The following is a 14,977-nucleotide window of genomic DNA, read 5'->3' as shown; positions in this document are numbered from 1 at the left end:
TAATAGCTGTATTTAGATGCTAAGTCATGAAGCTATTGAAGAAGGGCATTGCCCACTTAACGACTGAATATAAAACTAAGGGCCATTTCCCAACATTAGACCCTTGGTAGAAATTTATTGGACTCTAGAAAAAGGTTGATCTGTTTGGTTCGCTAGTTCTATCGCCTTATCAAAATACCCCTGGGCAATTTTTAATTGACCTACCTCTTTATGAATTAAACCCAATTGTGAATACACTTCAGGTTCTTGATTCGGGATGAGGGAAAGTAGCGTAGCTACTGCTGCATCTAGCAATCCCAGGTGATAAAACATCATCGCTTTATCTAATCCTCGATCAAGTGGATCAGGAGCGACTTGCTGGGCTGTTAGAATTGCGTCGTCAATTTCCCTAAGCTGTTTAGGATCTACTAATTGCAAATTCGTCTTTTCTTCAGCAACTGTCTGGTTGTTTTTGAGTGCGACAACAGTCAATTTGTATTGCTTGCCATGTATTAAGGAATGAGAATTGGGGATCTTTACCTCCGTGCCATTGATCTCCTTAGACCAGAGCCATTGTCCTCCTTGCTCTAAGGTAACCCGATAGTTAGCATTCGGAATGGATTGCCAAGTGATGGTGGGTTGAGCGGTGAGTTGGAATGTGCCGATCGGTTTGAGGAATTTTAATGCCGTTCTTGAACCCTTTGGCTTGGGGATGATCTTTTTTCCCGTCTCACTTGAAAAATTCGCCTTGGGAAAACATTGATTAGCCTTGAGCCAGTCATTAGGGGGAATGATCGCTCTCAGAAAGAAGCATAAAAAACCAGCCTCTTTCTCCTTTTGTAGGACTTTTAACTCATGGGCACAATAGAGTTTTTTCGTCTTCAGAGAACGGACGACTGGCGGGCATTTTTTTATGGGTTCAGCTTTAGCAGGGTTTGAAGAAATCATCATGGGAAGTGGAATCGTACATGCGATCGCAAATCCTAAATTACTTCTGATAAATAATTTATTCATACATGAATATTTTGTTATTAAGGAATAGAATATCAGAAAATATTCCTAAAGCTTTTGCTCAATATCATCAATAATACTCCTTCGCCATTGACGGACTTCAGGTTGTAGTGAAGGTAAGCTAATGCAAGCTTCCTTTCGTTCCGTAGTGGGTGCAATTTGAGAGAGGAGACAATAGGGATCAGGGAAATCTTGATTTGCCTTGATGGACTGATTTAGATATTGAGATGCTAATTCAGGATCCTTTTGCAGGTAAGCAGCCCACCCCAAATTTTTATAAATGATGGCTTTCATCTTGGGTCTTCTAGTGAGCTTTAGAGCTTGCCGAGCGTACTTCATCCCTTCATTCGCATTAGCATTTAAAAGGGCCAGTCGAGATAGATTGTTGAGTGGTTCTGGGGCCTTGGGATCTATTTCATGTGCAGACTTGAGTAAAGGTTTCGCCTGGTCATTTCTTCCTAGCTTCTCGTAGAGACTCGCCAAGGCAAACTTGTTTTCCCAGTCCTGGGGGTTCAGCTCAATCGCTTTTTGATAATGTTTGAATGCACAGTCATAATTCAGTGATTCAGCACAAACAAAGGCCAGGTAATAGTGAGCTTCTTCGTTATTGGGATTCAACCTGATGGCTTCAGTTAGTGAGGATTGAGCCTCTTCTAAATCTTGCACCCTTAGCGCTGACAAACCTTGGGTGAGGTGATATTTGCTCGTGATGACTTCAGCAGGTTGGGGGAGATAGAACACACCCCAGGCCAGGGAGACGGCTATCCCTATCCCCAGCCCGACATACATCCAGTGGAATTTAAAGGAATTGAAGAAGGGACGGGCACGATTGTTGGGAGAAGACTTGCGGGGAGGGTGAGCCAGGTCAGCCAGGATTTCAGCGGTATTCTTGGGGCGTTCAGTGGGAATAGGATCACATAAGCGATCAATCAAGTCTGCAAGGTCTAGATCGATACTCTCAGCCTGATCTCGCCATGACAATCGATCATCGTCATCCGGTAAATTATTGGGGTGGACTCCCGTGGCTAAGTGAATCATCGTTCGCCCCAAGGCATAGAAGTCGGATTGCGGCATAGCTTTGCCATAGAGCTGTTCCGGGGGAGAATAACCAAATGTGCGTACCATCGTCACATCTGTAGCCCCTTGTATCGGTGATTTGTTGTCTGGGCCGCTTAATTTAGCGATATAGGTATTGGTAATTTTCCGAACAGTCCCAAAATCAATCAATACTAACCTGCCATCCGGTCGGATCATGATATTGGAAGGCTTGATATCTCGATGGAATAGATTTTTCTCGTGAACAACTGCCAGAATTTCACATAGTTGCCCTAACCAATCCTTGAGCTGTGTAGAGTTAGCCTGGCCATGCTCAGCAAGCCATACTTTTAGATCTACCCCTTCAATTTTCTCAATGGCAGTGCAGATCAGCGTGTCTGAGAAATGCTCATCCTGATACTCGAAATAGTCATGGATGTGAACTTTAGGCGTATTAGGGTATTCATATAATCCCATCAGAGCATAGGCTTCCCTCTTCGCAAGTTGCTTAAGCTTAGGGTCTTCTGTATTGAGAATTTTGAAAATTTTTGGAGTGTTTGGGGGATCTTTAGGATTTCCAATAGTATCAACGCACTCAAAAATTTCAGTCTCAGAGGGGTAAAGCTGTTTGCTCGTATCCAAAGAGCGTATGGGGCACAAGAGCCTGTACTTATCTTTGATCAGCAAAGAGGTACCACACCCTTGGCATAAATCAATGCCGGGTGGATTCTCTCGTTGAGTGCAATTTGGATTAATACAGTAAGACACTGATCTAGGTCAAGATAGATGAGGTATTTTGGTCATTATTTATATAATTCCGTAAAATATACTTCTTAATTATGTCTACCATCACAATCTCTATTGATCCTGTATCTGTTACAAGACTCAGTAAATTATGGTTTTGAAGGCGTTCAAGGCTATTGAATATATCCAGCTCAGATATATCTGGATGATTTTCTAGGATGTTTTGAGTTAATGCTAATAACGATATACCGCTTTGAGTTCGATCAATAGATGCAATTGTGCAAAGTACGATGATCTCTAATTCTTTAATATCATTGGTATTGGTAAATAGTTTATTAAGTAGGTACTCAAATTCGTTTAGTGCCAGACTTGTTTTTTGGTTAACTAAGTCAGCCTGCCCTCCAAGTACCTTTGAGACCTTTCTAAGAACAGAATGCAGGAGAAGTGGATTGCCCATACAAGTGTGGACCATCTTTTCCCAGTCGGCATCAAATGTAATTCCATGTGACTCAACGAGCTTCTGTACTTCGTTAGCTTGGAGTGGGCCTAAGTGCAAGCTTTCAAACGGGAAACCCATGTTTTTGTAGTTGGATAAGCCTTCAGGAAAACAATTAGCAGTCAGCCAAACGCAACTTTGATGTTTTTCCTCAATTATTCGCCTGAAGAAAACCTCATATTCACTGGTCTCTTGATTCGTCTGCAGCATTAAATCAACTTCATCCAATACAATTAGGCATCTGTGCCGTTGTAAATATTGGATGAGTATAGAACTACGGTTTAGTTGAGTTTCTTCTCCCTTTGTAGCCCCCAAATGCTCTATTAGGGAGTCCAGTAATTCATTGAGGCTAGGTTTGTAATGGACAGGTAGCCAAATATAGTGTTCGAATTGGGAAGGCTGGTGGAATATTGCGTTTATCGCTTTTGCTGCTAAACAGGTCTTACCAATCCCAGCAATCCCATCAATACATACACATTGAATCGTCTTCGACCATTGTTTGAGTTCTTCTGCTTCACTCTGACGACCTACGAAATTTTCAATATCAGGAGGATACCCTCCTAAGATTTTTCGATTCCTTTTGTCAGGATCTAAGAGTTCAGGATGTCTCTCAAAGTATCTTCTGAGAGACATTTTGGTAATCTTCTCACCAAAATGTCCAGACAGCATGAGCCAAAGCTTTCGACCAGCATCACTGCGTATATAATTCTCGCTGTAGTTAGCTTTAGAATTTTTAATCGCTAATGCGTAATCAATTTTGTCCCAGGCTGCTTTCAGCGCAATGATTTCAGCTTCAGTTTGCTTCCGTCCTTTTTCTTGCATAGAGATGCTATTGACGATCTTTGCCGCTTGAGTAAAATTCATTGAATTCTTTACTTGCACCTAGCATTAACCTAGCATCTGATGGGGGAGTAAACCTAGCATCTACCTAGCATTCACATAGCGTTCTTTAGGCCACCGCATAGTCAAATATTCCTTAACTGTAAATAAATGCTATGTGGGTATATGGAACTTTCAACTGCTGTGCTTTGATAGAAAAACGGAGTATTTTGTGAATTCTCCCAGATTTTCCTTTGCCCTTGGAGTTGTGGATGAAGAGAGACTTATCAAGCAATGGTTTTCAGGACTTGGAAATAATTAGACTGTCTTTGATCACGCTTGATGAAGAGGTCCAACCACGCTGCCAGGTGCATAGTCATGTGGTTGAAGAATATGCAGAAGCCATGTGCCAAGGAGATAAATTTCCACCTGTAATCGTTTTCTACAATGGGTCAAAACGCTGGCTGGTAGATGGTTTTCATCGATTTCATGCCAAGAAAGCCATAGGTGAATTAGAAATTTTGGCTGATGTCTGGCAAGGGAATCAGCAAGATGCAGTGTTATACGCTATGGAAGCCAGTACAGAAAGTGAGTTGAAGCTCACACAGGCTGATTTAGATAGGAATGTCTTTAAACTCATTGGTCATCCAGTCTGGCAAAAATGGAGTGATGAAGAAATCGCTATTCATTGTGGAACCCATGCAAACCATGTGCATATGTCAAGAGAGCAGAGAGTGACCGATCTCTACAATATGGTGGTTGCGATGAATAAGATTGGGAAACCACAGAGCAATGTAAAACCATTGGTAGCCAAGAATTTTGACTTAGTATCTGCCCTCAACATGGACTCAACCACCTTTGGGCCGTTAATCTCAGATTATTTTTTAAAGATATGGGTTGATATGTTGATTGATAACCGTATCAATCAACAATCATCTGTGAATTGATAGTGCTTTACGCAACTTCATACAATAATTGTAATTTTCTGGATTGCTTGTTGCTAATTGGCTTTGATGCTTTTATGACGGTATGTTGTCATCTACCGCTAGGACTTGAATGCCTTCTCCAAAGCCGCTGAGCGAATCCTCAGAATCTTCTATCGAATCAATTGAGATAGCTAAAATTCGCATGGATGGCGGAACTCAGCCTCGCTCAAAGCTCTACGAAGAGGTGGTAGCTGACTATGCCGAGGACATGAAGCAAGGAGCTACTTTTCCCCCAGTCGTAATTTACTATGACGGTAAGGACTATTGGTTAGCTGATGGATTTCATAGGGTCCGGGCTAAAGAAGCCATTGACGAGAAGGAAATTTCTGCGGAAGTCTTTCCCGGAGAACTGCGAGATGCCGTTCTGCACTCAGTAGGGGCCAATGCAGCACATGGCCTAAGAAGAACGAACGCAGATAAAAGACGTGCTGTTAATAGACTGGTGCGCGACCGTGAATGGAAAAAGTGGAGTGACCGAGAGATTGGAAGACGTTGCGGAGTAAGCGGTAAATTTGTTGGAACGGTAAGACGCGAGTTGTCTGCTACCTATTCTCAGATAGATAGTGATGGACTAGATGAGATAGATCCTAATACCCGAATGGCTATTAGAGGCGGCACTACTTTTGAGATGGACACAACAAATATCCGAAACAGACCACAGTCGGAAGAGGGAAAAATACCTAAACGAAAACGCACAAAGAAGAAAACAGCTACTCCAAAAATCGCTGAAACTCAACCTGGGAAAGTTAACAAAGGTGATGTCTGGAAGCTTGGCAAGTCACATTATTTATTTTGTGGCGATCCTCCTTCTATGAAATTTCAAAAACTCTTGCCTCCTGAGATTGGAGTGTTTTTAGTCTTTTTAGAATCACGAGATCAATGGCCTCCTGCAATTCCTGAAAATGCTATGAATGCCTTGTCTTTTTATACATCGCATGGAGAGGACTTTCACCTAGAGACATTAAGAGCGATTACAGAAAACTGCTTGTCTGGGACAACAGATGCAAACGATCCTGTAGTTATGATTAACCTGATCGATCCATCTCTTTTTATCTTGATAGATGAACTGGAATGCCCCTGTTACTGTGCTGAACCTGATCCCTTGCGTTGCTCGGATGCCCTCATTGCATGGTCTGTTACCAATCAGCCGTTTAAGAAGTTATAGGTTTTTGTTGGACCAAGACCTAGCTTTTGACCTAGCATTTCAAAATAAATCCTCATGACATAGCATTGACATAGCTTTTTATTTTTCTACAATCTTCAGTATTTTTAAGATTCCAGAGTCAGACCTAGCTTTTGACCTAGCATTTAGGATATTTATATTAACCAGATAAAAAACTTAGGTCTTAGAACCGAAAGGGATACAGAATATTTCTAAAGATTTACGACTATAAACCCTTTGAAAAAAACCGATATAGACGTGACATAGCATCAAAAAGTCGCTATCAATTTCTACCTGACCCAGCAGGTACTGGAAGCGGAACAGATCATTGTGCTAGCCTCAAAGCCAAAGTGCTACAAGCCTGTGAATTCTTACAAATATGCCCAATTAATATACTCTTATCGACAACATAATAATCTGTTCCGCTTCCGTGACAGCTTGGACAGTGACTATAAACAGGAAAGCTAAAAGGGTTATTCATTGATGTTCGATTTCGGGAAAGCATCCCTTCAACAGTTAGAGATCAATTCAGGATTGATTTTTAGTTGGATGGTAACATTTCTCTTCTGTGCGGGTAGTTCCATCGCTTCTAAAATATACCCCCCTTGCTTCAGCTCCTCAATAGTACGCCAGAAGATCTGATTGTTGCGTGAAGCATTGCTACCTAGCAACTCAAGGTTCTTAAAAAGACACTGCTTTGAAATATATAGGTAATTACCATCTTCTAATTTGTCCCATTTCATCCTACTAACGAGATACATCAGTAGTTTAGATTTGTAATTATTTTTGGCATTGCTACCCAACTTCTGACTCAAATCCAAGCTGTTTGGAAAAAGTACATAATCTCCCTGCTTAGTTGATGAGTCATAGAATTCAAGCGTGATGGTGTAGGCATCCGCAAGGCCAGAAGTATAGTCCGCTGCAGTAGCGAGATCGAAGTTACGAGGGGTGTTATCAATTTCGTAATCATTGATGCGCAGGATGTTCTTGATCATAACTTTCGCACCAATGTTTTTCCCTTTCCGTAAGGACTTAGCAAAAACGAGTTCAGTGCGATGCAGTGCTACTAGATCACAATTTAACTGGGATCTTAATTTTGAGGAAAAACCACCATCGGGTGTTCGCTTGTATCCCAGGCTTTCGAGTAATTCATTGGATCTAAAACTGACTCGAGGACCGTTGTTCTGTTCAGAGGCAGCTTTATACAGATACAAAACAATGGCAACTTGACGTGGATTCAAAAATGAGAGCAAAGCAAGTAAGAGTCTTTGCACTTTTCGATCTTGTATCTTCTCGACCCCTTTGCTGAGGCCTTCCTTGAGACATGACTGAAAGTCAGCGAGGTCGTACTGATGTTGTAAGTCTTCCCATTCTTCTGAAGTGAGATTTTCTAATGGAATTCGCCTAGTTAGTGCAACTTCCGACTCCTCCTCAGAAGTTGATTCAACTTGCATTTCAATAAAGTAACCATTACTATCGGATCTAAGAATGGGAAGAGAAACATCAGGATTTTTCAAAGACGCTCCAGCTCTGGGCATGACCTGGAGTAAGGTTCCATCTACTGGGAATTTCTCTAGAGATTGTTTGTCGACCACAACTTCTCACCTGATCTCAGAATCCTGTAAATCTTAACAGGGTTAACTTAATGTGATTACCATTATTATCGGAGGAAATTTTTCTTTACAATGACCTGCAACTCCGGCGTATGAATTTGAAGGATTCACCTGCAACTCCGGCGTATAAAACTACCTGCAACTCCGGCGTATAGAGAGATGATTCACCTGCAACTCCGGCGTATAAAACCACCTGCAACTCCGGCGTATAAATTTAATGACTGCTGTTATCAAACTCTTTATAAAAAAGATATCTAGAGGTTGACCTGCAACTCCGGCGTATAAAACTACCTGCAACTCCGGCGTATAGAGAGATGATTCACCTGCAACTCCGGCGTATAAAACTACCTGCAACTCCGGCGTATAAAACCACCTGCAACTCCGGCGTATATGACAAAAACACCTATTGTTTACTCACTTTGATAATGTTACTCTCCCTTCAAAGTTATGAGGATAAGAATATGGACCCATAAAATGACAAACCCCCACTTGGCAGAGAGGGGGTAAGGCATATCAATTTGATAGGGATGGAAACCGAAGAAATTGTTTGACGACAGTCTTTAGTTTCCGAGCTTAGTAGTGCTTACATTTTAAAGCACTAAAGCTTGTGTTGGCAAGTTTTTGGGCCATTTACAGTGACCTCCCTATCTGGACAATTCATAGGGAGATCATCGTGAACGCGGAATCCGCATTTTATGACCACGAGGATAGATCTCGTGTACCTCATCGACGCACACAAGACCCTTTACCAGCTGATCCAGTGGGTAAGCATTTGGCTACCCTTTTCCCCAACGGTTGGGACTGGATCTTTGCCTCGGCCCCAGAGCCAGGAGATCCAGTCGATTGGGCAACTATCAAAAAATTCCCCCTCTCCCCCGTGGAGATGTGGAGTCACCACCAAGACCCTGAGTGCCTGATCGGAGTTAGGCCCAGTGCCCAAACCCGTTGGCTCGTCCTCGACATCGACAAAGACAGTCGCTATCACTCATCGAGCGATCCCCAGTGGCTACCTCAGATACGCCATGCCCTAGAAGACATTGGTATTTGCCGCTCACTCCTTTGCCAAAGTAGCCACAGTAGTGGACTCCATCTATACCTCCCCCTCCCTGAAACCGTCAGCAGCTTTTGGCTGAGCAACTGTATCAAGCTCAACCTAGAAGCCATTGGCATCAAGTTCTATGGGGGGCAGTGCGAACTCTACCCCAACCCCAAACGCTACGTACCCAAAGGCAAAGGATTTAGTCTCTTTGCCGCCTTCCGACTCCCCATGCAGCCTGGAAGTGGTTTCCATCCCCTCGATGCCGATCTAAATCCTCTACCCTGGTCCCTGGAACATTGGCTTGACGCCTTCGAGCTATGCGCCGATGGCCAGGACATGGGGCGTCTCCATCATGCGATCTCAGATGCACAACAGAACTTCAAAGTCCGTAAATCAGGCCATGCCAGCTCCCTTGCCACCTGGCAAGAGCGGATCCATGAAGAGAAAACCCAAGGCTGGACAGGCCCAGGCCAAACCAACGAGAAACTCAAGATCCTCGCCTGCGAAGCTCGCGTATTTATGGGCATGGACTCTGCAGAACAAATCGCAGAATACGTATGCCAAACCGCCCAGAACACCCCCGGCTTCTATGAGCATTGCCGCCACCAGCATGAGATAGATAGAAGAAGTCATGAAGTAGCGATCTGGGCCATGCGGTATTACTGGCCCACCGGCACAGCCCCATGTAGAGAAGCCAAATACCACGATAAGCAAGAAGCCCCAGCAGACTTCGGGTACCACCAAAGCAAACGAGAAGCTGCCCAGACCCGGATCAAGAACGCAGTCTTAGAACTGAAGCGAGTCGATAAATTCCCCCCTGGAATTACTGCTCGTGCCCAAGCCATCTCAAAACTAGCCCACTGTAGCCAGAAAACCTTATACAGACGGTCAAACAAGGAATTATGGCATCCACATCATCTAGTTGAAGAAACTCCTCAGAAATCCCCAGAACCCATGCAGGAAGGGGAAATTACACAACAAGGGTCAAACAATCATCACCTTATAAACCAGCGAAAGCTGGAACTACTGATATTAAAGGATCTTTTACAACTCTATATAAATGTAGGGTTTGTAATGATAACGATGAAGATCCAAGCCACCGTCACCCTGGCCCTCAAAGGCCAAAGGGTGGCGAAAGTGGCGCTTACAGATTCCGAAGTCCCAGATCAGGGGGGTTTGGGGGGAAATTCTAAGGTCGTTCCCATTCAAAATTGGGATCAGTTGAAACTCTCTTTGCCACCGGGTTTGCAAAACAAAATCGGCAAAGCCAAGCAGCAACAGCGACGACAACAGGAAGTGGTACAGCTGCGCCAGCAGAGGAAGAAACAAAGAAGGCAATCCCCAGTTGAACCTGTGAGTTTGGTCCCAGAACCATCCCCACAAAACCTGAACTTAGAACAGCTTCCCTTGAAACTGCTTGAGACTCAAGAACCCACACAGGAAAGGATTGTACGTCAAAGTGAACAACAAGAATTTGATACTTGGTATCGAGCAGCTCAACGATGCAGGCTAGTCACTGACTACTCCTGGAGAGATGGGGAGTATTGGGTACTGACAGAAGAACAGTGGCAACCCTATGCAGAAATAGCTGCCGTGTTCACCTTGAAATCGATGAATAGAATGTTTGGAATCTCTATGGATATCGAAAGTGAACGAGGTGACTAAAATTCTGGTTTTTTTCTTAAGAAAAACGATTTGGCCTTTGAACAAATCTTGGGCAAGAGCAACAGTATCCATATCAGCTAAAAGTCGGTTACGGCACCTTCCGTTACACAAATTTAAGTCGTTTGAACCTTGGGTGAATAATGGCTGAAAGCTAGGTATTGAAAGAAATAGGGTGATTGAACTAGTGTTGTCGGTGTAGCTGCTTTCGAGCTGTCTTTACAGATTGCAACAATTATTTTGACGTGAATCCGTGTTTGCCGTTATGGTGACCCCAAGTGAAATAAGTGATTATTCACCCGTCCAAATTTTTTAGTTTTCTATTTCCACTATTGCCCACAAAAAACAGCAAAGGTCTAGCCTTTGCACTGTCTGTTTTTAAAAAATCGATTCTTACCAGGATTCTCTGACAGGATTCCTGTTCGTTTCTGTATTGCACAGAAATATTTCACTTAAAATAGCAAACCACGGCCTGTCCAATTACCACATCGATCAAGCCGTGATTCTCGCTCCCTGACAGGAGTTATCACTATGGTATCCACAAACCCTGAATTGGGTAAGCCCCTTGGTACTGATCAAGGGACTCAACTCTATGTCCAGTCCAGTTCTCCAGGGATTAACGAGAACTGCCTAGATATTTATCTACAATTAGCGGTCATCGCTCAGAGCTTTATACCTGATATCACAACATTGGATACCTATGAGGCCCTGTATCAGCTTGGTTGTGATGATCCTCAGTTAAGCCGAGAGATTGATGAACATATTGCTTCTAGATTAAAGCAGAGTGCATATCACCCTGATGATCGTTTCAGATGTCTATTTCAAGGCCCCTATATTCAGGCTCAGATGCTACACCACCACCTTTCTAAAGAAGGTGCAGAACAAATTGTACGTAAATTGCTTGAAAAGCCACCAGTACAGAGACTATTTCAACCCCAAACTTTGCCTACTACTGCTGCGTAGTAGCCTCTGAATTTTGGGCACCTGCCCTCTTCTCTAATAGTTTGATTAAATCAATCTTTCAACATTCACGCCACACAGGAGTTGAAGAATGCAATTTGCGATGGCAGAAATTGGCGATACTCATCTTTTAGTTAATGCAGATGGAACGCCCATCTCGCACAAGGATAGTGATACTCCTATCTTTCATATACTCCCCAGGCTCTTCAATCCTTTTCATAATATTGGCTTGGAGAGCATCAGGTTAAGCAAGGTAGAAATATTCCTACCCGGATCTAAGGAAGCCCTTTCCGTCTTACCAGAGAAAGTGGTGATCCGACGCCCCTATCCGAATATTACTATGTGTGTTGCTGGCACTTCAGATAGAAAGATGGGTTGGTCTATTCCCCTGGAAATGGATACCCTTCCTCAGTGGTTGAGACTGGAATGGCTTATCCAGCTTCCGGTTGATTGTGAACACAGTCTGATGACTATTCACCATCAATTTAAGCTGGACTTCAACCTCACCCAGCAAGGTCATGTCTTTTCAATGGATCAGACCAGCACTTTTTATGATCCGAATGCACGGGCTGTCAGCTTTTTAGATCTAGATCATATAGAAGAGAGCTTTACGAAGGGTGACGAATCATTCAAGCCCTATGTATTGGACGAATCATGTGGTTTTGGTTTTGCTTATTTTCAGACCCTAAACCTGAATTCTTGTGCTTGGTCAGACCTGATTTGCGATCAGATTGAGGACATGGCATTAGAGCGGGATATTGAACCCGCTACTCAGTTCACTACTTATATAGAAGAACACCATAACAATGCCTGTTGCGAGATTCTGGCAGCAGATTTCTATAACGCCATCAGACTAGCGCGTGAACTCATCGTTCCTGAACAGGCCACCTACTTCAACGACTCTGAAAAACACCCTGCCATCAAACTTATCTGCCAATGGTGGAACGATCTTGCCCCAGACCCTGCGACTCGGATAGCTGCCCAGATCCAAATCGACGTAAGGATTGCAGATGACAATCTGTATTGGAGTGGCATGGACGAAAAGCCCCCTTGGCCGATCGATGGAGAATGGCGGGCGAAATCTAGAAATGCCTGTGCCCGGTGGGATGAATTTGTCTTAATTGAATTCGCCCAGTCTAAAGCTGCCAATTTCTATAATGCTCACTCATTTCAGGTATTCAACGTAGTAGGCCAAGACTTTTGGAGTGGCGATGGCGTTGCTGGTGAAGAAGCCCAAACTTGGGACTTTGCTCGGGAAGGATTAGAAGCTCTGAGGTCTTTCCCCGAGCGCTTTCCCGTTGCCTGGGAAAAGCTGAAAGCAGCCCTATAAGAATCAGACCTCAACTCATCTCACTCATTCCAGTCACCCTCCTGTGGAGGATCGACCCATGACGATTGCTACTATTGCCAGTCCCTATTCGGACGGCATCCGCTTACCCGAATATCTTGTCCAGCTTTTGAATCGCTTCCCCATCCCCAGTCCAGAGAAGGAATTGGAGCTGATTCAATACGCTAAACGAGGCCATGAAACCTCTTTGTCATGGCTGATGATTGGTCATGTTCGTTTGGTGTCCAAACTAGCCAATCAATATGCCCAAACCTTTGAGGATGGCCAAGATTTACTGCAAGAAGGAATGCTGGGGATTCGTCATGCCGTTCGGAAATTCGATCCTACTAAAGGGTGTAAGTTCTCCACCTATGCCAGAGGCTGGATTAGAGGATACATCCGCAGATATTGCTATAAGAACAGACCTGGACAACTGAAACTGCCTGAAAAAAAGCAGATTCATCTCGATAGGGTATACAGACTTCAAAATGAGTTTCCCGATGCCAGCTTGGAAGAGATTGCCCAAAAAGCAAAGCTGAAACTGCAATATATCGAAGATTTGATGCGATGGGGCCGTTCATTCAAGGAAATCCCAGAATGGCATGAATTTACGATTGACGATGCATCATTTTATGCAGATGGTGACGATTATGATGAGTACTTTGGTGATGAGCTTGAGGACGAGACCAACACCAATCTCGTCCTAATTAAAGCCCCTCGACCTCCGAAATATCAAATCCCCGTCCATCTTCTCAAGCAGTGGTTCCGGGTTGGCATGGCTCAGTTCGTGAAGGTAGCCCAAGGTCAGTTTTCTCAAGGTTTCAGCAACTACTCTCAACCCACAGCACTAGAAGCAGGCCAAGAGCGAGTCAATCTCAGCACTTGGCCTGCTTCTCTTTCTATTTCTTATCAAAACAACATTCAGCATTTTTCATCTTCCCCACATCTTTCCCAAACTCCCCCCGCTCCAGAGTCCCTGTCTGCCAAAGCTATTGAATTCGTCAAAGGAGTTATTGCCCATGCTCAGAAATCTCTTTTGGTTCTTTGTGGGGGTCGCAGTGACGGGCCTGCTGATCGACCGGGGCATCAATCTCCCCCAGCGGATCAGCGATGCCGTGGATTGGGAGAGCCTAGAGCGACTAGGGGAAGACATCTGGGATTCTGCCAAACAGTAACCGAGTTTATCCAAAGACCATTAGCTGCGATATCTCAAAGCATTCGAGGATTTCCATCACGGGCTGGTCCTGACTCCAGCCAACAACCACAACGAGGGGCTGTCTTTGATAGCAACCCTCCTCCCCAGCAGACAAACTTGCCAAGGACAAACACGATGTACAAGACGATTGCCGCCATTATTGCGGCCTGGTTGGGGCTGCTTATCTCCCCAGCTACAGCAGAAACGATTAAGATTGCTCCCGGTCACGGTCACCTGATTGACCTCAGCTCCAGCGGGTGCCGAGTCTCTAAAGCCTATATGGGCACTAGGGGCATCTTTGACCTGAGCTTGGATCTGCCCCAACCCCAGACCCAAAAGATTTACCTGACCTGGAAGCCGAATGCCCAGGTGAAATCGACCAACTTGATTCTAGATTTAGTGGGCTGCAACCGCTCCTCAATGGAGTTAACCATCAATCGGTCTGACAGTGCCCCCAGTACTGCCATCACTCGGATTGGAGCGCCCACCCCCATTGCTCAACCCCCTGAGCAATCGCGAGTTCTCACAGGTCGCCAGGGTCAGCCCCCTGTGAGAACTCGCTTCCCTCAAACCGTGGCATCAGGCCAACCTTTGACCTTGAAGCCCCAGGTCAAGACACTTCCTAAGCCGAAGACCGTTAAACGTCCCCCTGTGCGGCGCATTCGTCTCACACCGAAGGCAAAGCCCGTCCCCGTGGCTAAACGAAACGTGTCCGATAGTAGCATCACTCCACAGACTCTTTTGAAGGGGCTAAACGTCGCTAGAGCGTCAGGCAACAAGACATATCGCTATCGCTCAGAAATGCACTGGCGCGTCAACGGCATGATCCGTCAGATGCGTTGGGGGAAGTCTTCTGAAGACGCAGCAAAGCTAGCCAATGTATCCCCTGACCAGCTCCAGACCTTGATTGATTACGCCCAGCAATAACACCTTTTCCCAATGACCCATC

The 14,977-nt window shown here is 44.5% G+C and carries 10 protein-coding genes; 6 read left to right on the top strand and 4 right to left on the bottom strand.

Annotated features, from left to right (window positions below; translation table 11 throughout):
- Positions 1–114: 114 nt before the first annotated feature.
- From I1H34_RS28200 to I1H34_RS28190, 3 genes are read right to left on the bottom strand one after another with little or no spacing between them, the layout of a single operon-like run.
- Entirely contained in the window at positions 115–993 is an 879-nt protein-coding gene (locus I1H34_RS28200; RefSeq protein WP_212666668.1) for a tetratricopeptide repeat protein, read from the bottom strand.
- Between the two features lie 45 nt (positions 994–1,038).
- Positions 1,039–2,793 carry a serine/threonine-protein kinase gene (locus I1H34_RS28195; RefSeq protein WP_212666667.1) on the bottom strand — a complete coding sequence of 585 codons (1,755 nt, stop codon included), beginning with the start codon at positions 2,791–2,793 and terminating at the stop codon, positions 1,039–1,041.
- Positions 2,794–2,797: 4 nt separating this feature from the next.
- Positions 2,798–4,129 carry an NB-ARC domain-containing protein gene (locus tag I1H34_RS28190; RefSeq protein ID WP_212666666.1) on the bottom strand — a complete coding sequence of 444 codons (1,332 nt, stop codon included), beginning with the start codon at positions 4,127–4,129 and terminating at the stop codon, positions 2,798–2,800.
- A gap of 227 nt (positions 4,130–4,356) precedes the next feature.
- Between I1H34_RS28190 and I1H34_RS28185 the strand changes: the two genes are divergently transcribed.
- Together I1H34_RS28185 and I1H34_RS28180 are read left to right on the top strand one after the other, a co-directional pair.
- Complete coding sequence (locus tag I1H34_RS28185) at positions 4,357–5,031, top strand: ParB/Srx family N-terminal domain-containing protein (protein WP_212666665.1); 675 nt, start codon at positions 4,357–4,359, stop codon at positions 5,029–5,031.
- Between the two features lie 109 nt (positions 5,032–5,140).
- On the top strand, positions 5,141–6,235 hold the full coding sequence (locus I1H34_RS28180) for a ParB N-terminal domain-containing protein (protein ID WP_212666664.1): 1,095 nt from the start codon (positions 5,141–5,143) through the stop codon (positions 6,233–6,235).
- A gap of 506 nt (positions 6,236–6,741) precedes the next feature.
- Here the strand turns inward: I1H34_RS28180 and I1H34_RS28175 are convergent.
- Complete coding sequence (locus I1H34_RS28175; RefSeq protein ID WP_212666713.1) at positions 6,742–7,770, bottom strand: hypothetical protein; 1,029 nt, start codon at positions 7,768–7,770, stop codon at positions 6,742–6,744.
- Between the two features lie 748 nt (positions 7,771–8,518).
- Between I1H34_RS28175 and I1H34_RS28170 the strand changes: the two genes are divergently transcribed.
- The 4 genes from I1H34_RS28170 (at position 8,519) to I1H34_RS28155 (ending at position 14,955) form a co-directional block, all read left to right on the top strand.
- Positions 8,519–10,549 carry a bifunctional DNA primase/polymerase gene (locus I1H34_RS28170; protein WP_212666663.1) on the top strand — a complete coding sequence of 677 codons (2,031 nt, stop codon included), beginning with the start codon at positions 8,519–8,521 and terminating at the stop codon, positions 10,547–10,549.
- Between the two features lie 528 nt (positions 10,550–11,077).
- A complete protein-coding gene (locus I1H34_RS28165; RefSeq protein WP_212666662.1) occupies positions 11,078–11,509 on the top strand; it encodes a hypothetical protein in 432 nt (143 codons plus the stop codon).
- An 88-nt stretch (positions 11,510–11,597) separates the two neighbouring features.
- Entirely contained in the window at positions 11,598–12,836 is a 1,239-nt protein-coding gene (locus I1H34_RS28160) for a hypothetical protein (protein ID WP_212666661.1), read from the top strand.
- 58 nt (positions 12,837–12,894) lie between these two features.
- Positions 12,895–14,955, top strand: coding sequence for a sigma-70 family RNA polymerase sigma factor (locus I1H34_RS28155; RefSeq protein ID WP_212666660.1), 2,061 nt, complete (start codon positions 12,895–12,897; stop codon positions 14,953–14,955).
- The last annotated feature ends 22 nt before the right edge of the window (positions 14,956–14,977 follow it).

The sequence above is a fragment of the Acaryochloris marina S15 genome, assembly GCF_018336915.1.
In the GTDB taxonomy this organism is placed as follows: domain Bacteria; phylum Cyanobacteriota; class Cyanobacteriia; order Thermosynechococcales; family Thermosynechococcaceae; genus Acaryochloris; species Acaryochloris marina_A.
Note: the sequence above shows the minus strand (reverse complement) of the source record. Positions and strands in the feature narration are given on the sequence as shown.

What these genes read in the sequence shown, in the direction of transcription:
- I1H34_RS28200 (WP_212666668.1), bottom strand. Translation starts at nt 993, where the DNA reads ATGAATAAATTATTTATCAGAAGTAATTTAGGATTTGCGATCGCATGT.
- I1H34_RS28190 (WP_212666666.1), bottom strand. Translation starts at nt 4,129, where the DNA reads ATGAATTTTACTCAAGCGGCAAAGATCGTCAATAGCATCTCTATGCAA.
- I1H34_RS28185 (WP_212666665.1), top strand. Translation starts at nt 4,357, where the DNA reads ATGAAGAGAGACTTATCAAGCAATGGTTTTCAGGACTTGGAAATAATT.
- I1H34_RS28180 (WP_212666664.1), top strand. Translation starts at nt 5,141, where the DNA reads ATGCCTTCTCCAAAGCCGCTGAGCGAATCCTCAGAATCTTCTATCGAA.
- I1H34_RS28175 (WP_212666713.1), bottom strand. Translation starts at nt 7,770, where the DNA reads ATGCCCAGAGCTGGAGCGTCTTTGAAAAATCCTGATGTTTCTCTTCCC.
- I1H34_RS28165 (WP_212666662.1), top strand. Translation starts at nt 11,078, where the DNA reads ATGGTATCCACAAACCCTGAATTGGGTAAGCCCCTTGGTACTGATCAA.
- I1H34_RS28160 (WP_212666661.1), top strand. Translation starts at nt 11,598, where the DNA reads ATGCAATTTGCGATGGCAGAAATTGGCGATACTCATCTTTTAGTTAAT.
- I1H34_RS28155 (WP_212666660.1), top strand. Translation starts at nt 12,895, where the DNA reads ATGACGATTGCTACTATTGCCAGTCCCTATTCGGACGGCATCCGCTTA.